Genomic DNA, 18,436 nt, shown 5'->3' on the forward strand with positions numbered 1-18,436 from the left:
TGCTCTTCCGATCTGCGTACCAGTTGAGCGCCTCGAAACCCGGGAAGCCCGATTCGGCGATCGTCGGGATGTTGGGCAGGTAGGCGGGGCGCGTCGGGCCGGTGGTGGCCAGCGGGCTCAGCTTGCCGCTCTCGATGTGCGGCAAGGCCGTTGCCGGCGCCGCGAAGTAGCCGGTGAAACGGCCGCCCAGCAAGTCCTGCATGGCCGGCGCGCCGCCGCGGTAGGGCACATGGACCATCTCCACGCCGGCGCGCTGCGCGAACAGCTCGCCCGCGAGGTGGGACGCCGAGCCGGAACCGGTCGACGCATAGCTCACGCTGTCGCGCTCCTTCTTCGCCATCGCCACGAAGTCGGCCAGGTTCTTGATGCCCGCGTTGGCGTTCACGACCAGGGCGTTCGGGAAGTACACGCCGCCCGACAGCGGCGCCAGGTCCTTGAACGGGTCGTAGGCCAGCTTCATCATGTGCGGCGCGATGGTCAGCGGACCGATCGAGCCGAACAGCAGCACCGAGCCGTCTTCCGGTCCGTGCGCCACCTGCTGGTGGGCGATGTTGCCGCCGGCGCCAGCCTTGTTTTCGACCACCACGGTCTGGCCGATGTTCTCGCCCAGCTTCTTGGCGATCAGGCGGGCGGCGGCATCGGCCGCGCCGCCGGGCGCGAAGCCCACCACCATGGAGATGGCCTTCTTGGGCGGGAAATCCTGGGCCAGGCCGGGCACGGCCAGCAGCAGGGCGGGAAAGGCCAGCGCGCTCAGGCGCAGGAGGTGACGCTTGTTCATGTGCGCAGCTTGCCATGGAGGCACGGTGCGCGGCAATCGGGCTATCCCGCTGTCGTCGGCGTGGCCAGCGCGGCCTCGATGTCCTTGGCCAGCTTCGCCGGCGCATCCTGCGGCGAATAGCGCTTGAGCACCTGGCCGTCCCTGCCGACCAGGAACTTGGTGAAGTTCCACTTGATCGCCTTGGAGCCGAGCAGTCCTGGCGCTTGCGCGGTCAGCCAGCGGTACAGCGGGTGGGCGTCGGCGCCGTTGACGGCGATCTTGGCCATCATGGGAAACGAGACGCCGTAGTTGCGCTGGCAGAAGGCGCCGATCTCGGCGTTGCTGCCCGGGTCCTGGGCGCCGAACTGGTTGCAGGGAAAGCCCAGCACCACCAGCCCGCGCTCGCCGTAGCTCTGGTGCAGTTCCTCCAGCCCGCCCAACTGCGGCGTGAAACCGCAGGCGCTGGCCGTGTTGACGATCAGCAGCGCCTGGCCGCGGTACTGCGCCAGGTGGACCGGCTGGCCGTCGATGGAGACGGCGTCGAAGTCGTAGAGGGTGGCCATGCTTTCATTGTGCGCCCGCGGGTGCCGGCGCGGCCGCGGGCCAGGCCGACCACGCCGCCGCCGCCAGGACCAGCAGCCCGCCGGCCAGCACACCCGGTGCCAGCCGCGAGGCGCCCAGCGCCACCGAGGACAAGGCGGCGACCACCACTTCCGACAGCAGCACCAAGGCCGTGGTGTGGGCCATCAGCCGGGCGGCGCCGTACTGCAGCGCCAGGTTGCCGGCCAGAAAGCCCAGCGCCAGCAGCAGCGCCAGCAGCAGCGTCGCCGGGGCCAGGGCCGGCACGGCGGGCAGCGCGCCCTGGACGGTCCCGATGGCGGCGACGGTTCCGGCCAGCACGGCGCCGCCGCCGAACATCGCCAGCGCGCGAGACTCCGCCGGCGCCTGGTTCAGGCGCAGCAGCAGCACGTTGGTCAGGGCAAAGCAAAAGCCGCCGGCCAGCGCCAGCCCGTCGGCCAGGGTGCGCGGCCAGGGCCAGCCGGCGCCCGGCGTCCACAGCACCAGCGCCACCCCGGCCAGGGCCAGCAGCAGCCGCGCGAAAGCGCCAGCGGTGGGCTTTTCGCCCAGCAGCAGCCAAGCCAGCAGCACGGACCAGGCCGGCATCAGGTAGAACAGCAGCACGACCCGCACCACGTCGCCGATGGTCACGGCCCAGTTGAAGCACACATTGGTCAGGCCGGCGGCCAGCGCCAGCAGCCATAGCAGCGGGCGCTCCTTGCAGCCGGCGGCGGCGCGCGGCCGCAGCGCCAGCAGGCAGGCCAGCGACACCAGGTAGATCAGGCAGGTGGACCACAGGGGATGCAGGCCCTGGTCCTGCAGCTGGCGGAACGGCCACCAGGACAGGCCCCAGACGAGGGCGTTCAAGACCAGTGCGAGCACCGGCGCGGCGCGGGCCGTGATGGGCGGCTTCATCAACCGTGCGGGTTGTCCTGGCGGGCGATCGCCAGCAGGTGGTCGACCTCGTCCTTGTGCTTGATGCAGTTGCTCTTGTGCCAGCGCTGGATGATCCACATGACGCCGGCGACCACCACGCCGAAGGCGGTGATGGCGCCGAACGACGACATGCCCAGCCCGGCCGACAGGCTGTAGAACGCGCCCAGCCCCAGGATGCAGGCCTGCTCGTTGAAGTTCTGCACGGCAATCGAGCGGCCGGCGCCCATCAGGTTGTGGCCCCGGTGCTGCAGCAAGGCGTTCATCGGCACCACCAGGAAGCCGCCCAGGGCCCCCAGCACGATCAGAAACGGCGCGGCCACCCAGACGTTGTCGATGAAGTTCATCGCGATCACCAGCACGCCCATCGCGATGCCCATGGGCATGACGGAGGTGGCGCGGTCGAGCTTCATGTAGACCGAGGCGGCGATGGCCCCGATCGCCGTGCCCAGCGCCACCACCCCGGTCAGCGTGGACGCCTGGGTGGTGCTGTAGCCCAGCGCGGCGGCGCTCCAGGCCAGGATGATGTAGCGCAGGTTGCCGCTCACGCCCCAGAACAAGGTGGTGGTGGCCAGCGAGATCTGGCCCAGCTTGTCGTGCCACAGGCGCGAGTTGCAGGTCCAGAAATCGGGCACCAGCTCCAGCGGGTTCTTGGGGATCGGCCGCATCTCCACCTCGGTGTGCGGAATGCGCGTGTTGAACCAGGCGGCCACCGCGTACAGGAAGATCAGCAGGAAGATCGCGGCCTCGGGCGCGGTGTCGATGCCGCTGTCGAAGATCGGGAAGTCCAGCGCCAGCAGCTTGCTGGCCACCGCGGTTCCGACCAGCTGGCCACCCAGCAAAATGCCCAGGATGATCGAGGCAATCGTCAGGCCTTCGATCCAGCCGTTGGCCTTGACCAGCTGCGAGGCCGGCAGCAGCTCGGTCAGGATGCCGTACTTGGCCGGCGAATAGGCGGCGGCGCCGAGGCCGACGATGGCGTAGGCCAGCAGCGGATGCATGCCGAACAGCATGGCCAGGCAGCCCACCACCTTGATCGCGTTGCTGACGAACATGACCCGGCCTTTGGGCATCGCGTCCGCGAACGCGCCCACGAAAGGTGCCAGCACCACGTAGAACAGGGCGAACATCGGCACCAGCGCAGCGGCCTGCCAAGTCGGAGCTTTCTCCGACTTGAGCAATTCAACGGCGGCAATGAACAGCGCGTTGTCGGCGAGCGACGAGAAGAACTGCGCCGCCATGATGGTGTAGAAACCGCGCTTCATCCGATGCGTGTTGGGGCGGGATCAGGAGGCGGAAGGCCCGTCAAATTTTTGCTGTCTCCAAGCGATGCGGGGTTATATCACGCTGGGTAATGACAAAATCCGGTGCCATGCCGCGTCCCATCCTGGCCACCATCCATTCCGAGGCCCTGCGCCACAACCTGGCGCGGATGCGCCGCGCCGCGCCGGACGCGCGGATCTGGGCCGTGGTCAAGGCCAACGCTTATGGCCACGGCATCGAGCGGGTGTTCGATGCACTGACCGGCGCCGACGGCTTCGCCTTGCTCGACCTGGCGGAAGCGGAGCGCGTCCGGACCCTGGGCTGGCGCGGCCCGATCCTGCTGCTGGAAGGCGTGTTCGAGCCGCGCGACCTGGAGCTGTGCTCGCGACTGGGCTTGTGGCACGCGGTGCATTGCGACGAGCAGATTGACATGCTGGCGGCCCACAAGACCCAGGTGCCGCACCGCGTGTTCCTCAAGATGAACTCTGGCATGAACCGCCTGGGCTACCGGCCGTCACGCTTTCGTTCGGCCTGGTCGCGGCTGGCCGCGCTGCCGCAGGTCGAGGAGATTTCGCTGATGACGCACTTCAGCGATGCCGACGGCGCGCGCGGCATCGAGCACCAGCTGGCGCTGTTCCAGGAAGCCAGCCGCGACCTGAGCGGCGAGCGCTCGCTGTCCAACAGCGCGGCCACCCTGCGCCATGCCGGCGACCCCCGGGCGCGCGGCGACTGGGTGCGTCCCGGCATCGCGGTGTACGGCAGCGCCCCCGATTTCCCCGACCATGACGCTGCGCACTGGGAGCTGCAGCCCACCATGACGCTGGCCAGCCGCATCCTGGCGGTGCAGCAGCTGCAGCCGGGCGACACGGTCGGCTACGGCTCCAGCTTCACTGCCGCCGCGCCGCTGCGCATCGGCGTGGTCGCTTGCGGCTATGCCGACGGCTACCCGCGCCACTGCAGCACCGGCACACCGGTGCTGGTGGAGGGCGTGCGCACCCGGCTGGTCGGGCGCGTGAGCATGGACATGGTGGCGGTGGACCTGACGCCGGTGCCGCAGGCCGGCTTTGGCAGCCAGGTGACGCTGTGGGGCCGGGCGGGCAACGGCGCGGTGCTGCCGATCGACGAGGTCGCGGCCAGCGCCGGCACCTTGAGCTACGAGCTGATGTGCGCGCTGGCGCAGCGGGTGCCGGTGGTGGTGGCGGAGTAGCGGCAACACGGTTCCAGGAACCAAGACCTGGCAAGTAACCGGTTGCAGAACCTAACGATCCCAGTTGGCCGCGTCCGGTCGCTGTTCGCGTGTTGCCTCAACGGTGGATTCGCGGTCCAGACACGCTAGGCAAGCGTGTCTGGACCATCGATGAAGAGCAGCGCTTCGTTGATTGGCTGAGAAGCCGATCCCCGTGCCTCGGTTCGTGCTGACCTGGCCGGAGCCTCAGCGCTTGCGCAACCCCAGCACCATCACCGCCCCCACCACCAGCAGCGCCCCCAGCACCTGCACCGGCGCGATCGCTTGCCCCAGGATCAGCCAGGCCAGCCCCAGCGCGAACACCGGCTCCACGTTCATGATGGCGGAGTTGCCGACCACGCCCAGGCGCGGCAGCACGGTGAACATGACGGTGAAGGCCGTGCCGTAAAGAAGCGTGAGCGCCACCAGCCCGCCCCAGCCGGCGGCCGCCGTGGGCAGGTGGAAGCCGCCCTGGGTGGTGACCGTGGCCAGCGCGACCAGGCCGGCCACCGCCATGGTGGTGGCCGTGCGGACCCGGCCGTCGACGTCGCCGGCTTCGTGCTGCGTCATCACCATCGCCAGCGCGAAAGTGGCCGCCGCGGCCAGCGCGAACGCCACCCCGGCGCCGATGCGCGCCCACTGGTCCGAGGCGCCCAGGCCCGAGGTGGCGCCGAACACGTCCAGCGCCAGCGCCAGGCCCACCAGGATCACCGGCATCGCCAGCAGCAGCGGCCTTTCCGGTGGCTTGCGGTAGACGATGGCCGACCACAGCGCGGCCCAGATCGGGTAGGTGTTGAAGGCCAGCAACGCCAGCGCCACCGGCAGCCGGGCCACGGCCGAATACAGGCACAGGCTCTGCACCCCGATCAGCAGGCCGATGACGGGAAGCATGCGCTTGTGCCGGGGCGAGAAGCGCAGCGCCACGCCCTGCACGGCGATCAGCACGGCCAGCACCGCGGCGGTGATGACGCTGCGAAACACCACCGCCGTGGCCACGTCCACTCCGTTGTTGAACGCGAGCCGCGCCGCCACGTGGTTGGCGCCCATCATCAGCGCGATCAGCAGCAGCGTGGCGAAGGCCGCGCCGCTGATGGCCTTGGAAGTTGTCATTGGCCGCCGCCGGGAGGGCCAGAAAGGCTGGCGCCATGGGCTCGCGCCGCTGGCGCCAAGTTCTCGTCGAACGTGGCCAGCGGCGCCTTCAGTTCGGCGGCCAGCCAGAGATAGGCCGCATCGCAGGCCGTGAGCTTGTAGCGCAGCGCCAGCGCAAACTGGCCTGGGGGATCCGTCTCGCGCAGTTCGATCCGGTACTGGCTGTCGTCGTCAAGCGCGCTGGCGATGGAATCGCGCGACCAGTTCTGCCCGTGCTTCTTGAGCGTCAGGCAGCGGCTCGGTCGTCCTGCGTGGCGCGCTCGATGATGGCCATCGGCTCCAGCACAGCTCCAAAATCGATCCTGGCTCCGCATCGGGGGTGCGTCAAGCGTGGAGTCAATACAGGCCGTGGACGCGGGCGTGCAGCCGGCTCAGGCCCAGCAGCGCATCGGTGAACGGCGTGGCCACGCCGGTCAGCGCGCCCAGTTCCTTGACCACCGTCACCAGCGCGTCGATCTCCACCGGCTTGCCGGCCTCCACATCCTGCAGCATCGAGGTTTTGAAGGCGCCGAGCTTGCGGGTGACCTGGTGACGGTCGTCCGGCAGCTGCTCGATCGGGATGCCGATGCGGCCGCCGATCTCGCGCGCCTCCAGCATCACGCGCGAGATGAACTCGCGCACCAGCTCGTCCTCCATGATCAGGTCGGTGGTGGCGCCGGTGAAGGCGCTGACCGGATTGACCGTCATGTTGCCCCACAGCTTGTACCAGGCGTCGCGCTGGATCTGCTCCGACAGCGCCACCTCGATGCCGGCCCGCTCCAGCAGCGTGGCCAGCCGCTGCGCGCGGTCGGTTTGGGCGCCGGAAGGTTCGCCCACGATGATCTTGTTGCCGAAGTTGTGCTGCACCAGGCCGGGCTCGCGCAAGGCGAAGCTGGCATGCACCACGCCGCCGATGATGTGGCGCGCCGGGATCGCCTGGGCGATCGCGCCGCCGGGGTCCACCGCCTGCAGCCGCGTGCCTTGCAGCGCGCCGCCGAAGCCGTCGAAGAACCACCAGGGCACGCCGTTCATGGCCGTCAGCACCATGGTGTCGGCGCCGATCAGCGGCCCGATCGCGCGCGCCACGTCGGCCAGCGCCGGCGCCTTGACGGCGAGCACCACCAGGTCTTGTGGGCCCAGCTCGGCCGGCGCTGGACTGGCCTGGACCGGCACCGCCGCCGTCTCGCCGCCGCTGGCCAGCCGCAGGCCGTGCTGCTGGAGGGCCTGCAAGGTGGCGCCACGGGCCACCACGCTGACGTCGCAGCCGGCCTGCGCCAGCCGCACGCCGATCCAGCCGCCGATGGCGCCGGCGCCGTAGATGCATGCTTTCATGGCATCAAGTCTTGTAGCCGGTGCCGCAGCGCTGTTCCATCAGCCGCGTCATCGCATCGAACACGTCCTGGCCGGCGCCAAAGCGCTGGTCGAACTGGAAGGAGTCGTGCGTCATCCTGGCCGCCAGCGGCTCGGGAACCGGAATCGCCCGCCCCAGCGGCGCCTGCGTCACCTGCACGTCGCAGGCCCGCTGCAAGGTCCACAGCCGCACGAAGGTCAACGGCAAAGTCGGCCCGGCCGCCAGCAGCCCGTGGTTGCGCAGGATCACCAGCGGCTTGCTGCCCATGTTGGCCAGCAGCCGCGGCGCCTCTTGCGCATGGATGGTGATGCCCTCGAAGTCGTGGTACGCCACCATGCCGTGCAGTTGGGCGGAATAGAAGTTGTTCTGCGCCAGTCCGCTTTCGGTGCAGGCCACCGCCAGCCCGTTGGTGGTGTGGGTGTGCATCACGCAATGCGCGCCCTCCACCTGGTCGTGGATGGCTGCATGGATGGTGAAGCCGGCCGGGTTCACCGGCCACGGGTTGTCCGCGTCGAGCTTGTTGCCCTGCACGTCGATCTTGAGCAGGTTGCTGGCCGTCACCTCGGAGTAATGCAGCCCGAACGGGTTGATCAGGAACTGCCTGGCCCCGCCCGTCACGCTGTCCGGCAGCCGGATGGTGATGTGGTTGTAGATCATCTCGACCCAGCCGAGCATGTCGAAGATGCGGTAGGCGGCGGCCAGTTCGACCCGCGCCTGCCACTCGTGGGGGTGCATGTCGGGCGCACGCTGCGGGACGGCGTTCATGGCTCGCTCAGTAGGTCTTGCCGGCCGGCGCGACCTGCACGTCGCTCTTGAAGCGGGCCGCCAGCGCGCTCGTGTGGCGCACCAGCAGGTTGTTGTCCAGGCCGACGGCGACGAAGGTGGCGCCCAGCTCCAGGTAGCGGCGGGCCAGCGTCTCGTCCGGGGTCAGGATGCCGGCCGCCTTGCCGCCGCGCACGATGCGGGTGATGCTGTCCTCGATCAGCCTGACCATGTCCGGATGGCCGGGGTTGCCGACGTGACCATGGGTGGCCGAGAGGTCGGCCGGGCCGATGAAGACGCCGTCCACGCCTTCGGTGGCGATGATGGCGTCCAGGTTGGCGATCGCTTCGCGGGTTTCGGCCTGCACCAGCAGGCAGACCTGGGCATTGGCGTCCTTGCCGTAGTTCGGGATGCGGCCCCAGCGCGAAGCGCGGGCGCCGCCCATGCCGCGGATGCCCAGCGGCGGGTAGCGCATGCACTGCACCAGCGCCGCCGCCTGTTCGGCGGTGTCGACCATCGGCACCAGCAGGGTCTGGATGCCCAGGTCCAGGTACTGCTTGATCAGGGCCTGGCCGACGTTGCCGTGGCCCATGGGGATGCGCGCGACCGCGTGCGTGCCGGGATAGGCGGCCACCACCTGGGCCTGCTGCAGCAGCGAGCGCAGGTCGTTGGGCGCGTGCTCGCCGTCCAGCAGCAGCCAGTCGAAGCCGGCGCCGGCGCAGATCTCGGTGGTGTAGTGGTCGGCCAGGCCGCACCACAGGCCGATCTGGGCGCGTTGTTCGGCCAGGGCCTGCTTGAATGGGTTGACGGGTGTTTGCATGCTGTGATTCCTTCAGACGAACTGGAACTGGAAGCGGCCGAGCCTGCCGTAATCGGCGTCGAACCGGTCGCCGCGCCTGGCGGCCACCGGCCGCGTGAACGATCCGGCCAGCACCACCTGGCCAGGCTGCAGGCATTCGCCCCAGGGAGCGAGCTTGCGGGCCAGCCAGGCGACGCCCACGGCGGGATGGCCTTGCACGCCGGCGGCCAGGCCCGTTTCTTCGACCACGCCGTTTTGTCGCAGGATGGCGCCGCACCACGGCAGGTCGACCTCGCGCGGATGCACCTTGTGCCCGGCCAGGATGATGCCGGCATTGGCGGCGTTGTCGCTGATCGTGTCCTGCACCTTGCGCATCGCCTTGCTGTGGCGGTCGATCTGCTCGATGCGAGCGTCGATGATCTCGATGGCGGGCGTCACGTACTCGGTGGCCGCCAGCACCTCCTCGACCGAGACCTGCTCGCCTTGCAGCTTGTGCCTGAGCACGAAGGCCAGCTCGACCTCCACGCGCGGGGCGATGAAGCGCTCGATGGGGATGTCGCCGGCCTCGAAGAACATGTCGTCCAGCAGCGTGCCGAAATCCGGCTCGTCGATCTGGCTGGAGATCTGCATGGCGCGCGAGGTCAGGCCGATCTTGTGGCCGCGCACCTGGCGGCCCTCGGCGATCTTCATGGCGACCCAGGCGCGCGCGACCTGGTAGCCGTCGTCCACGGTCATGCCGGGAAAGCGCCTGGAAAAGTGCTCGACCTGCACGCGCGACTGTTCGCTGCGATGCAGTTCGGTGGCGAGTTCGTCGATCTGTCGGGCGGTCAGCATGGAGCTCACTTGTTGAACAGCGGATGCAGCGTGCTGTGCTTGCCGTCGTACACCTGGCCCGGGCTTTCGTCAATCTGCAGCGTCACGCCGACGTGCTCGCTCTGCAACATCGTCGCGACGTGGGCCTTGACCACCGCCATCAGCCGGTCGCCGGCGTCCCGGTGCACGGCTGCGCTGCGGCCGACGCCCATGCGCAGGTTGAGGTACATGAAGCCGTAGTCGCCTTTGCCGTCGGCCACCGCGTAATGCGCGGCCGGATAGGCCAGCACCCGGGTGCCGCCGGTGGGGAACACCTGCTTGCCTGCTTCGTCGTGGATGGCCAGCATGGCGTCGGCCAGCTTGCGGCACAGCCCGGCGACGTCGGCCTTGCCTTCGAGGTTGGGCGTGTAGAGGATGACGCAATGCGGCATGGCTTGTGCCTCAGTCGGCCAGCGGCGTCACCGGGAAGATCGCGTTGATCTGACCGGTGCCCGAGCTGCCGAAGTAAGGCGTGACGATCTCCACCGGCGCCTGGTACCGGTCCCAGCCCAGCATGCCCAGCAGCATGGCGGTGTCGTGCATGTCGCCTTCGCCCCAGCACTTGTCGGCGTACATGGGCAGCATGCCGGTGAAGGTTTTCCAGTCGCCCTGTTTCCACAGCTCGACGACGCGGTGGTCCACCTGTTCCAGGAACGGGTCGTAGACCTTGTGCATGAACTCGGGGGCGCGGCCGTTGTCGGCGAAGTGGTGCGACAGCGAACCGCTGGCAAACACCGCCACCGTGCCGTCGTAGCTTTGCTCGATGGCGCGCCGCACCGCCAGCCCGAAGCGGGCCGACTCGTGCAGCTCGTGCCAGTCGCACCAGCCGCTGACGCTGATCACCTTGTAGTGCTGGTCGGCGTTCATGTAGCGCATCGGCACCAGGGTGCCGTAGCCCAGCTCCAGCGTGGTGTCGGAGTGGGCGCGGCTCTTGACGCCCATCTCGTTGGCCATGTCGGCGATCAAATGCCCCAGACCCGGATTGCCCGGGTACGCGTACGGCATGTTCTTGATGAAGTGCGGCAGCTCGTTGCTGGTGTAGTTGCCTTCGAAGCGCGGGCCGCAGTTGATGTGGTACTCGCTGTTGACCTGCCAGTGCACGTCGAACACCACGATGGTGTCCACGCCCAGCGCCCGGCAGCGGCGGTCGATTTCCTTGTGGCCGGCGATGGCGGCGTCGCGGCAACCGAAGTTGGGCCCCGGCAGCTCCGACAGGTACATCGACGGCACGTGGGTGATCTTGGCCGCAAGCGCGAGCGTGCCCATCTCAAACTCCCCAATGCGGGATGTGGTGGCCGCCGAGCGACACCGCCACGTTCTTCGGCTCCAGGAACACCTCGTGGCTCCAGGTGCCGCCTTCGCGTCCCGTGCCCGAGGCCTTGGTGCCGCCGAACGGCTGGCGCAGGTCGCGCACGTTCTGGCTGTTGACGAAGCACATGCCGGCCTCCACCGCCGCCGCCACCCGGTGCGCGCGGCCGATGTTCTCGGTCCACACGTAGCTGGACAGGCCGTACTGGATGTCGTTGGCGATGCGGATCGCGTCCGCCTCGTCGTCGAACGGGATCAGGCAGGCGACCGGGCCGAAGATCTCGTCCTGCGCGATCTTCATCCGGTTGTCGACGTCGGCGAACACGGTCGGCAGCACGTAGTTGCCTTTCTTCACGCGGTCAGGCAGCGCCGGCAGCTCGAGGCCGCCGCACAGCAAGGTCGCGCCTTCCCTGGTGCCCAGCTCGATGTAGCCGCGCACCTTGGCCAGGTGGGCCGGCGAGATCATCGGGCCGACGATGGTCTTTTCGTCGAGCGGATCGCCCACGGCGATGCGTCCGGCGCGGGCCGCGAACTTTGCAGCGAAGCCCGCGTAGATCGACTTCTGCACCAGGATCCGGCTGCCGGCGGTGCAGCGCTCGCCGTTGTTGGAGAAGATCATGAAGATCGCGGCGTCCAGCGCGCGGTCCAGGTCGGCGTCGTCGAACACCACGAACGGCGACTTGCCGCCCAGCTCCATGCTGAACTTCTTCAAGCCGGCTTCCTTGACGATGCGGTTGCCGGTGGCCGTCGAGCCGGTGAACGAGATCGCCCGCACGTCGGGATGCCGCACCAGCGGCTCGCCCGCTTGCTTGCCGTAGCCGTGCACGATGTTCAGCACGCCGGCCGGGATGCCGGCTTCCAGCGCCAGCTCGCCCAGGCGCGCGGCCGTCAGCGGCGACAGCTCGCTCATCTTGAGCACCGCGGTGTTGCCGAACGCCAGGCACGGCGCGACCTTCCAGGTCGAGGTCATGAACGGCACGTTCCACGGCGAGATCAGGGCGCAGACGCCGACCGGGTGGAACAGCGTGTAGTTCAGGTGGGTCGGCGTCGGGTAGGTGTGGCCGTCGACGCGGGTGCACATCTCGGCGAAGTAGTAGAAGTTGTCGGCCGCCCGCGGCACCAGTTGCCTGCCGGTCTGCGCGATCACCTGGCCGGTGTCGTTGGTCTCCAGTTCGGCGATCGCCGGCACGTGCGCGGCGATCAGGTCGCCCAGCTTGCGCACCAGCTTCGCGCGTTCGGTCGCGGCCAGGCCGGCCCACTTGGGGAACGCTTGCTTGGCGGCGGCGACCGCGGCATGCACCTGGGCTTCGCCGCCGCAAGCGACTTGCGCCAGCACTTGCTGCGTGGCCGGATTGAGGGTCTGGAAGTAGTCGCTGCCGGCAACGCTCTTGCCGGCGATCAGGTGGTCGATTCTCATGCTGCGATGGTGTTCATGAGGGCGCCCAGGCCCTCGATTTCGGTGACCACGACGTCGCCGACCTTGCAGTCGACCACGCCGTGGGGCGTGCCGGTCAGGATCAGGTCGCCCGGGCTCAGCGTCATGAAGGCCGAGAAGTACTCGACCAGGAACGGCACGTCGAAGATCATGTCGCTGGTGCTCCCCGACTGCGTGACCTGGCCGTTGACGGTGCTGCGCAGCGCCAGCGCCATCGGGTCGGGCACGTCGGCGCGGTCCACCAGCCACGGGCCCAGCGGCGTGGCGCCGTCTCGGTTCTTCACCCGCAGGTTGGGGCGGTACCAGTTTTCCAGGTAGTCGCGAATGGCGTAGTCGTTGGCCACGGTGTAGCCGGCGATGAACTCGTAGGCGTCGTCGCGCCTGACCTTCCTGGCGGTCTTGCCGATCACCACGGCCAGCTCGCATTCGTAGTGCATGAACTGCACGCCGGCCGGGCGGCGGGTGGTTTGCCGATGCCCGTTCAGGGCGCGCTCGCCCTTGAGGAACACCAGTGGTTCCGACGGCGGCTTGAACTCCAGCTCCCTGGCGTGGTCGACGTAGTTCAGGCCCAGCGCCAGGATGGTGCGCGGCCGCTCCACCGCCGACAGCGGCGGCAGCCATTGCACGGCGTGCTCGGTGACCAGCCGGCCGTCGTCCAGCAGCAGCTGGCCATCGCGCTCGGTGGCGCCGTGCACCAGTCCGTCCATCATCACGCGGGCGTGCTTCATGCGGCCTCCGCCACCAGGGTGTTGCTCAAGGTGCCGAGGGCCGGCATGGTGATGTCGATCCGGTCGCCGGCCCTGGCGCGCGGGCGGCCGACGTCGCAACCCAGCATCAGCATGTCGCCCGGGCCCAGGGTCATGAACTCGCTGACGTCGGCCAGCAGCCGGTCGGCCGGGCGCACCAGCTGCGAAAAGTGCACCGTCTGTTTCAGTTCGCCGTTGATGCGCACCTCCAGCTTGAAGACGGCCGGATCGCCCGCCTCGTTGCGGGCGCGGATGCGGTCGCCGATGCCCAGGAAGCCGTCGATGCACTTGGCTTTCACCGGCGGGCGGAAAAAGCTCTCGTGCGGCACCGACAGGTCGTTGAGCAGCAGGTAACCGGCCACCTCGGTGGCCGACTTCATCACCATGGCCACGGTGGCGCCGACCTCGACTTCCGTCACGCCCGACGGCAGGCGGATGACGGCGCCGTTCTCGCTGAAGGTGTTGGCCGGTTTCACGTACAGCACCGGCGCCTGCGGCGGCGCCTGGTACGGGGCTTCGTTCATCTTGGTGCCCAGCGCCGCCAGCTCGCCGCTGAAATTCATCAGCGTGCCGTAGACGGTGCCGCGTGCGGGAGGCTTCATGGCTGCTCCAGTGCGATCAGTTGGTCGAGCAGCAAATAGAGCTGCTCCAGTTTTTGCTTGCCCAGCGACTGTTCCAGCCACTGGTAGTGGGTTTCGATGGTGTCCGACAGCTGCGCCACCATCTGCAGGCCCTTGGCCGTCGCTTCCACGCTGGTGCGGCGCTGGTCGGCCGCATCGCGCTGGCGCCGGATCAGGCCGTCGCGCTCCATCCGGGCCAGCACGCCGGTCAGGCTCGGGCCCAGGATGTAGGCCTCGCGCGCCACCCGGCCGGTGTCCACCGTGCCGTGCTCGCCCAGCACCCGCAGCACGCGCCACTGCTGGTCCGACAGGCCGTGCTCGCGCAGGCTGGGGCGGGTGTGGGCCATCACCGACTCGCGCGCCTGCAGCAGCAGGCGGGGCAGGTTGCGGTGGACGAAGGTGGTTGCCGGCATGGTTATTTAACATGTTAAATGAACGCGACGCCAGGGTCTAGGGGTTAGGTCTAGGGAGAATCCAGAACCCGTAGCCCCCAACCCCTAGACTCCTGCCCCATGGCCAAGGACAAGACGGTATTCAGCTGCACCGAGTGCGGCGGCAGCACGCCCAAGTGGCAGGGCAAGTGCCCCAACTGCGGAGCGTGGAACAGCCTGATCGAAGGCGTGGCCGAGCCGGCCGGCACGGCCCGCAACCGGTTCGCCTCGCTGGCGCCGGTGTCGGAAGTGGCGGTGTTGTCCGACATCGAGGCGGCCGAGGTGCCGCGCACGCCCACCGGCATCGACGAGCTCGACCGGGTGCTCGGCGGCGGCATCGTCCAAGGCGGCGTGATCCTGATCGGCGGCGATCCCGGCATCGGCAAGTCGACCTTGCTGTTGCAGGCGCTGGACGGCCTGCAGCGCAGCGGCGCCAGCACGCTGTACGTCACCGGCGAGGAAAGCGGCGCCCAGGTGGCGCTGCGCTCGCGCCGCCTCGGGCTGGACCGGTCCCAGGTCAAGGTGCTGGCCGAGATCCAGCTGGACAAGATCCTGGGGACCATCGCCTCCCAGCAGCCGGCGGTGGCGGTGATCGACTCGATCCAGACCGTGTATTCCGACCAGCTGACGTCGGCGCCCGGTTCGGTGGCGCAGGTGCGCGAATGCGCGGCCCACCTGACGCGGGCCGCCAAGTCCGGCGGCACCACCATCGTGCTGGTCGGCCACGTCACCAAGGAAGGCGCGCTGGCCGGCCCGCGGGTGCTGGAGCACATGGTCGACACGGTGCTGTATTTCGAGGGCGACACGCATTCGAGCTTCCGGCTGGTGCGCGCCATCAAGAACCGCTTCGGCGCCGTCAACGAGATCGGCGTCTTCGCCATGACGGAAAAAGGCTTGAAGGGCGTGGCCAACCCCAGCGCCATCTTCTTGTCGCAGCACAGCGAGCCGGTGCCCGGCAGCTGCGTGATGGTGACGCTGGAAGGCACGCGGCCGCTGCTGGTGGAGATCCAGGCCCTGGTCGACAGCGGCGGGCCGAGCCCGCGCCGGCTCTCGGTGGGCCTGGACCGCGATCGGCTGGCCATGCTGCTGGCGGTGCTGCACCGGCACGCCGGCGTGGCCTGCATGGACCAGGACGTGTTCGTCAACGCGGTCGGCGGCGTGCGCATCAGCGAGCCGGCGGCCGACCTGGCCGTGATGCTGGCCATCACCTCGTCGCTGCGCGGCAAGGCGCTGCCCAAGGGCTTCCTGGCGTTCGGCGAGGTCGGGCTGGCCGGCGAGGTGCGGCCGGCCCCGCGCGGGCAGGAGCGGCTGCGCGAGGCCGCCAAGCTGGGCTTTTCCGTGGCGGTCGTGCCCAAGGCCAATGCGCCCAAGGCCGGCGGCCGCGGCGCCCGCGAATTCGAGGGGCTGACGATCCATCCGGTGGAGCGGATCGAGGAGGCGCTGGAGGTCGTGCGCGGGCTGGCCTGACAATCCCCCCATGAATTTTCAGAAGATCGTCCTGCCCATCGTGGGCGTCGTGGTGGTGGTGGTCGGCTACCGGGCCGCCGGCTGGGCCGGGGTGGCGTTCGCCGCCAGCGGCATCGTCATGTGGATGCTGCTGCACTTCACCCGCCTGATGAAGGTGCTGCAGCGCGCCTCCGAGCGGCCCGTGGGCTACACCGACAGCGCCGTCATGCTCAATGCCAAGCTGCAGCTCAAGGTCAACCTGCTGCACGTGGTGGCCATGACGCGGGCCATCGGCGAGCAGCTGAGCCCCAAGGGCGAGCAGCCCGAGGTCTACCGATGGACCGACAACTCGGGCTCGCACGTCACCTGCGAGTTCCGCCTGGGCAAGCTGGTGCGCTGGGAGCTGGTGCGCCCGCCGGCCGAGCCTGATCAAGGCGTTCCGCCGGCACCGTAAAATCACCGGTTTGAAGCGAACCCGCAGAAGGACACTCTCATGAGCGCGCAAGCCCCCTCGATGGACGACCGTGACGGCAAGATCTGGATGGACGGCGAGCTGGTCGAATGGCGCGATGCCAAGATCCACGTGCTGAGCCACACGCTGCACTACGGCTGCGGCGCCTTCGAGGGCGTGCGGGCCTACGACACGGTGGACGGCACCGCCATCTTCCGGCTGCAGGAGCACACCGACCGACTGTTCAACAGCGCCAAGATCCTGCGCATGCCCATGCCTTTCTCCAAGGAGCAGGTCAACGAGGCGCAAAAGCAGGTCGTCAAGGCCAACAAGCTGGCGTCGTGCTACCTGCGGCCACTGGTCTGGATCGGCTCGCAGAAGCTGGGCGTCAACCCCAAGGGCAACCGGATCCACCTGATGGTCGCGGCCTGGCCGTGGGGCGCCTACCTGGGCGAGGAAGGCCTGCAGCGCGGCATCCGCGTCAAGACCTCCAGCTACACCCGGCACCACGTCAACATCACCATGACGCAGGCCAAGGCGGTCAGCAACTACAGCAACTCGATCCTGGCCAACATGGAAGCGGTGGACGACGGCTACGACGAGGCCCTGCTGCTGGACAGCTCGGGCTTCGTGTCGGAAGGCGCCGGCGAGAACGTGTTCGTGGTCAAGGACGGCGTGATCTACACGCCCGACCTGTCGGCCGGCGCGCTCAACGGCATCACCCGCAACACGATCTTCCACATCGCCAAAGACCTGGGCCTGGAGATCGTGCAAAAGCGGATCACGCGCGACGAGGTCTACATCGCCGACGAAGCCTTCTTCACCGGCACCGCCGCCGAAGTGACGCCGATCCGCGTACTGGACCGCGTGGAGATCGGCATCGGCCGCCGCGGCCCGATCACCGAGAAGCTGCAGAACGGCTTCTTCGACATCGTCAACGGCCGCAATCCCAAGTACGCCCACTGGCTGACCAAGGTCTGAGCATGACGACGACGGCACGCAAGGACACCGTGGTGGAACTGGTGGCCAAGGACCTGAACGGCAACGGCGGCATCTTCTGCCCCAGCGCCAAGGCGGACATGAAGCTGTGGAGCAGCCACCCGCGGGTGTACCTGGACGTCGCCGGCAGCGGCGCCGCCAAGTGCCCGTACTGCGGCACGGTCTACCAGCTCAAAGAGGGCGAGCATTTCGGCGGCGCACATTGACTCCCCCCCGCAGCGACCTGCGGCCGCCGCCCCCTCCAGGGAGCGCCACCAGCGGCCCGGCCGAGCCGGTGCCGCGGTGACCGCTGGCGAAGGCGCACCGGTTCAGCACCGATGACGCGCGCTCTCGTCATCGCCCCCCAATGGATCGGTGACGCGGTGATGACCGAGCCGCTGCTGCGCCGCCTGCACGCGCGCGGCGAACAGCTGGCGGTGGGGGCGCTGCCCTGGGTGGCGCCGGTCTACCGCGCCATGCCGCAGGTGGCGCAGGTGATCGAGCTGCCGTTTCGCCACGGCGGGCTGCAGTTTCGCGAGCGGCGGGCGTTGGGCAAGCAGCTGCACGGCCGCTTCGACAGCGCCTACGTGCTGCCCAATTCCCTCAAGAGCGCGCTGCTGCCGCTGCTGGCGGGCATCCCGCGCCGGATCGGCTACCTGGGCGAGTCGCGCGTCGGCCTGCTGACGCACCGGCTGAAAAACCCCAAGGGCAAGCCGCCGATGGTGGCCTTCTATTCGGCGCTGGCGGGCGAGCCCGGCATCGAGCAGGACACGCCGCGGCTGCAGCTGGACCCGGGCTTCATCGCCCAGGTGCTGCGCCAGCACGGCCTGGTTGACGGCGGCTACGTCGTGATGGCGCCGGGCGCCGAGTACGGCCCGGCCAAGCGCTGGCCGCACTTCGGCGCGCTGGCGCAGGAACTGGCGCAGCCGGTGCTGCTGCTCGGCTCGGGCAAGGAGGCCCAGCTGTGCGAAGCGATCCGGGCGCAGGCCGGCGGCGACTGCCGCAACCTGGCCGGCCAGACTTCGCTGGACGAGGCGTTCGCCCTGATCGCCGGCGCCGGCAACGTGGTCAGCAACGATTCCGGCCTGATGCACGTGGCCGCCGCTTTCGGCGCGCCGCAGGTGGCGCTGTTCGGCTCGTCCAGCCCGCTGCACACGCCGCCGCTGAACCCGCGGGCGCAGGTGGTGTGGCTCAAGCAGGATCCCGACTACTTGCCGCCGCTCGATTGCTCGCCTTGCTTTCAGCGCGAATGCCCGCTGGGGCACTTGCGTTGCCTGCACGACGTCACGCCGCAGCGGGTCCGGACACTGTTGCATCCCTGATCCGTGGCGTGTGCAGCCAGGCTGCGCACCATCGGCGGCCGTGCGGGGCGCGGCAGGCTGCACACCGACAG

The 18,436-nt window shown here is 69.0% G+C and carries 22 protein-coding genes; 6 read left to right on the forward strand and 16 right to left on the reverse strand.

What is annotated here, in order from left to right; translation table 11 throughout:
- The 4 genes from JWP65_RS11095 to lplT form a co-directional block, all read right to left on the reverse strand.
- Positions 1-778, reverse strand: a 778-nt coding sequence (locus tag JWP65_RS11095) for a tripartite tricarboxylate transporter substrate binding protein (RefSeq protein WP_299763652.1), incomplete at its 3' end; no start/stop codon positions are given.
- A gap of 41 nt (positions 779-819) precedes the next feature.
- Positions 820-1,320, reverse strand: coding sequence for a glutathione peroxidase (locus JWP65_RS11100; RefSeq protein ID WP_299763655.1), 501 nt, complete (start codon positions 1,318-1,320; stop codon positions 820-822).
- 4 nt (positions 1,321-1,324) lie between these two features.
- The gene (locus JWP65_RS11105; RefSeq protein WP_299763657.1) at positions 1,325-2,230 is read right to left on the reverse strand and encodes an EamA family transporter; all 906 of its coding nucleotides are present in this window, start codon (positions 2,228-2,230) and stop codon (positions 1,325-1,327) included.
- A complete protein-coding gene (gene lplT, locus JWP65_RS11110) occupies positions 2,230-3,513 on the reverse strand; it encodes a lysophospholipid transporter LplT (RefSeq protein ID WP_299763659.1) in 1,284 nt (427 codons plus the stop codon). The genes JWP65_RS11105 and lplT overlap by 1 nt, the downstream gene beginning before the upstream one ends.
- A gap of 107 nt (positions 3,514-3,620) precedes the next feature.
- On the opposite strand from lplT, the gene alr reads away from it, so the two are divergent.
- The gene (alr, locus tag JWP65_RS11115; protein ID WP_299763661.1) at positions 3,621-4,718 is read left to right on the forward strand and encodes an alanine racemase; all 1,098 of its coding nucleotides are present in this window, start codon (positions 3,621-3,623) and stop codon (positions 4,716-4,718) included.
- A 225-nt stretch (positions 4,719-4,943) separates the two neighbouring features.
- On the opposite strand, the gene JWP65_RS11120 is transcribed toward alr, so the two are convergent.
- Genes JWP65_RS11120 through hpaR form a run of 12 tightly spaced genes read right to left on the reverse strand, consistent with a single transcriptional unit; the run spans position 4,944 to position 14,150 of the window.
- Positions 4,944-5,846, reverse strand: coding sequence for a DMT family transporter (locus JWP65_RS11120; protein WP_299763662.1), 903 nt, complete (start codon positions 5,844-5,846; stop codon positions 4,944-4,946).
- A complete protein-coding gene (locus tag JWP65_RS11125) occupies positions 5,843-6,199 on the reverse strand; it encodes a type II toxin-antitoxin system VapC family toxin (RefSeq protein ID WP_299763664.1) in 357 nt (118 codons plus the stop codon). The genes JWP65_RS11120 and JWP65_RS11125 overlap by 4 nt, the downstream gene beginning before the upstream one ends.
- Before the next feature lie 22 nt (positions 6,200-6,221).
- On the reverse strand, positions 6,222-7,196 hold the full coding sequence (locus JWP65_RS11130) for a 2-dehydropantoate 2-reductase (RefSeq protein ID WP_299763666.1): 975 nt from the start codon (positions 7,194-7,196) through the stop codon (positions 6,222-6,224).
- A gap of 4 nt (positions 7,197-7,200) precedes the next feature.
- Complete coding sequence (locus JWP65_RS11135; RefSeq protein WP_299763668.1) at positions 7,201-7,980, reverse strand: class II aldolase/adducin family protein; 780 nt, start codon at positions 7,978-7,980, stop codon at positions 7,201-7,203.
- A 7-nt stretch (positions 7,981-7,987) separates the two neighbouring features.
- Positions 7,988-8,797: an HpcH/HpaI aldolase/citrate lyase family protein gene (locus tag JWP65_RS11140; protein ID WP_299763670.1), complete on the reverse strand. Its 810-nt coding sequence runs from the start codon at positions 8,795-8,797 to the stop codon at positions 7,988-7,990.
- A 12-nt stretch (positions 8,798-8,809) separates the two neighbouring features.
- The gene (gene hpaH / locus JWP65_RS11145) at positions 8,810-9,610 is read right to left on the reverse strand and encodes a 2-oxo-hept-4-ene-1,7-dioate hydratase (RefSeq protein WP_299763672.1); all 801 of its coding nucleotides are present in this window, start codon (positions 9,608-9,610) and stop codon (positions 8,810-8,812) included.
- A 5-nt stretch (positions 9,611-9,615) separates the two neighbouring features.
- Positions 9,616-10,020 (reverse strand): 5-carboxymethyl-2-hydroxymuconate isomerase, encoded by a 405-nt coding sequence (locus tag JWP65_RS11150; protein ID WP_299763674.1) that lies wholly within the window; start codon positions 10,018-10,020, stop codon positions 9,616-9,618.
- 10 nt (positions 10,021-10,030) lie between these two features.
- Positions 10,031-10,894 carry a 3,4-dihydroxyphenylacetate 2,3-dioxygenase gene (gene hpaD, locus JWP65_RS11155; RefSeq protein ID WP_299763676.1) on the reverse strand — a complete coding sequence of 288 codons (864 nt, stop codon included), beginning with the start codon at positions 10,892-10,894 and terminating at the stop codon, positions 10,031-10,033.
- 1 nt (position 10,895) lies between these two features.
- Positions 10,896-12,353, reverse strand: a complete 1,458-nt coding sequence (gene hpaE, locus JWP65_RS11160; RefSeq protein ID WP_299763678.1) for a 5-carboxymethyl-2-hydroxymuconate semialdehyde dehydrogenase — start codon at positions 12,351-12,353, stop codon at positions 10,896-10,898.
- Positions 12,350-13,099: a fumarylacetoacetate hydrolase family protein gene (locus JWP65_RS11165; RefSeq protein WP_299763680.1), complete on the reverse strand. Its 750-nt coding sequence runs from the start codon at positions 13,097-13,099 to the stop codon at positions 12,350-12,352. The genes hpaE and JWP65_RS11165 overlap by 4 nt, the downstream gene beginning before the upstream one ends.
- Complete coding sequence (locus JWP65_RS11170) at positions 13,096-13,719, reverse strand: fumarylacetoacetate hydrolase family protein (RefSeq protein ID WP_299763683.1); 624 nt, start codon at positions 13,717-13,719, stop codon at positions 13,096-13,098. Before JWP65_RS11170 ends, JWP65_RS11165 begins: the two co-directional genes overlap by 4 nt.
- Positions 13,716-14,150: a homoprotocatechuate degradation operon regulator HpaR gene (hpaR, locus tag JWP65_RS11175; RefSeq protein ID WP_299763685.1), complete on the reverse strand. Its 435-nt coding sequence runs from the start codon at positions 14,148-14,150 to the stop codon at positions 13,716-13,718. Before hpaR ends, JWP65_RS11170 begins: the two co-directional genes overlap by 4 nt.
- A 99-nt stretch (positions 14,151-14,249) precedes the next feature.
- On the opposite strand from hpaR, the gene radA reads away from it, so the two are divergent.
- The 5 genes from radA (at position 14,250) to waaF (ending at position 18,365) form a co-directional block, all read left to right on the forward strand.
- Positions 14,250-15,635 (forward strand): DNA repair protein RadA, encoded by a 1,386-nt coding sequence (radA, locus tag JWP65_RS11180; protein ID WP_299763687.1) that lies wholly within the window; start codon positions 14,250-14,252, stop codon positions 15,633-15,635.
- A gap of 10 nt (positions 15,636-15,645) precedes the next feature.
- Entirely contained in the window at positions 15,646-16,068 is a 423-nt protein-coding gene (locus tag JWP65_RS11185; RefSeq protein WP_299763689.1) for a glycerate kinase, read from the forward strand.
- A gap of 39 nt (positions 16,069-16,107) precedes the next feature.
- The gene (locus JWP65_RS11190) at positions 16,108-17,046 is read left to right on the forward strand and encodes a branched-chain amino acid transaminase (RefSeq protein WP_299763691.1); all 939 of its coding nucleotides are present in this window, start codon (positions 16,108-16,110) and stop codon (positions 17,044-17,046) included.
- Positions 17,047-17,048: 2 nt separating this feature from the next.
- The gene (locus tag JWP65_RS11195) at positions 17,049-17,270 is read left to right on the forward strand and encodes a zinc-finger domain-containing protein (RefSeq protein WP_299763693.1); all 222 of its coding nucleotides are present in this window, start codon (positions 17,049-17,051) and stop codon (positions 17,268-17,270) included.
- Between the two features lie 111 nt (positions 17,271-17,381).
- A complete protein-coding gene (waaF, locus tag JWP65_RS11200) occupies positions 17,382-18,365 on the forward strand; it encodes a lipopolysaccharide heptosyltransferase II (protein WP_299763695.1) in 984 nt (327 codons plus the stop codon).
- Positions 18,366-18,436 lie beyond the last annotated feature (71 nt).

Source organism: Ramlibacter sp. (assembly GCF_028292805.1).
Taxonomy (GTDB): domain Bacteria; phylum Pseudomonadota; class Gammaproteobacteria; order Burkholderiales; family Burkholderiaceae_C; genus Ramlibacter.

Bases quoted from the DNA above. Each gene is read 5' to 3' on its own strand.
- JWP65_RS11100 (WP_299763655.1), bottom strand. From the start codon at position 1,320: ATGGCCACCCTCTACGACTTCGACGCCGTCTCCATCGACGGCCAGCCG.
- JWP65_RS11105 (WP_299763657.1), bottom strand. From the start codon at position 2,230: ATGAAGCCGCCCATCACGGCCCGCGCCGCGCCGGTGCTCGCACTGGTC.
- lplT (WP_299763659.1), bottom strand. From the start codon at position 3,513: ATGAAGCGCGGTTTCTACACCATCATGGCGGCGCAGTTCTTCTCGTCG.
- alr (WP_299763661.1), top strand. From the start codon at position 3,621: ATGCCGCGTCCCATCCTGGCCACCATCCATTCCGAGGCCCTGCGCCAC.
- JWP65_RS11120 (WP_299763662.1), bottom strand. From the start codon at position 5,846: ATGACAACTTCCAAGGCCATCAGCGGCGCGGCCTTCGCCACGCTGCTG.
- JWP65_RS11125 (WP_299763664.1), bottom strand. From the start codon at position 6,199: ATGCGGAGCCAGGATCGATTTTGGAGCTGTGCTGGAGCCGATGGCCAT.
- JWP65_RS11130 (WP_299763666.1), bottom strand. From the start codon at position 7,196: ATGAAAGCATGCATCTACGGCGCCGGCGCCATCGGCGGCTGGATCGGC.
- JWP65_RS11135 (WP_299763668.1), bottom strand. From the start codon at position 7,980: ATGAACGCCGTCCCGCAGCGTGCGCCCGACATGCACCCCCACGAGTGG.
- JWP65_RS11140 (WP_299763670.1), bottom strand. From the start codon at position 8,797: ATGCAAACACCCGTCAACCCATTCAAGCAGGCCCTGGCCGAACAACGC.
- hpaH (WP_299763672.1), bottom strand. From the start codon at position 9,610: ATGCTGACCGCCCGACAGATCGACGAACTCGCCACCGAACTGCATCGC.
- JWP65_RS11150 (WP_299763674.1), bottom strand. From the start codon at position 10,020: ATGCCGCATTGCGTCATCCTCTACACGCCCAACCTCGAAGGCAAGGCC.
- hpaD (WP_299763676.1), bottom strand. From the start codon at position 10,894: ATGGGCACGCTCGCGCTTGCGGCCAAGATCACCCACGTGCCGTCGATG.
- hpaE (WP_299763678.1), bottom strand. From the start codon at position 12,353: ATGAGAATCGACCACCTGATCGCCGGCAAGAGCGTTGCCGGCAGCGAC.
- JWP65_RS11165 (WP_299763680.1), bottom strand. From the start codon at position 13,099: ATGAAGCACGCCCGCGTGATGATGGACGGACTGGTGCACGGCGCCACC.
- JWP65_RS11170 (WP_299763683.1), bottom strand. From the start codon at position 13,719: ATGAAGCCTCCCGCACGCGGCACCGTCTACGGCACGCTGATGAATTTC.
- hpaR (WP_299763685.1), bottom strand. From the start codon at position 14,150: ATGCCGGCAACCACCTTCGTCCACCGCAACCTGCCCCGCCTGCTGCTG.
- radA (WP_299763687.1), top strand. From the start codon at position 14,250: ATGGCCAAGGACAAGACGGTATTCAGCTGCACCGAGTGCGGCGGCAGC.
- JWP65_RS11185 (WP_299763689.1), top strand. From the start codon at position 15,646: ATGAATTTTCAGAAGATCGTCCTGCCCATCGTGGGCGTCGTGGTGGTG.
- JWP65_RS11190 (WP_299763691.1), top strand. From the start codon at position 16,108: ATGAGCGCGCAAGCCCCCTCGATGGACGACCGTGACGGCAAGATCTGG.
- JWP65_RS11195 (WP_299763693.1), top strand. From the start codon at position 17,049: ATGACGACGACGGCACGCAAGGACACCGTGGTGGAACTGGTGGCCAAG.
- waaF (WP_299763695.1), top strand. From the start codon at position 17,382: ATGACGCGCGCTCTCGTCATCGCCCCCCAATGGATCGGTGACGCGGTG.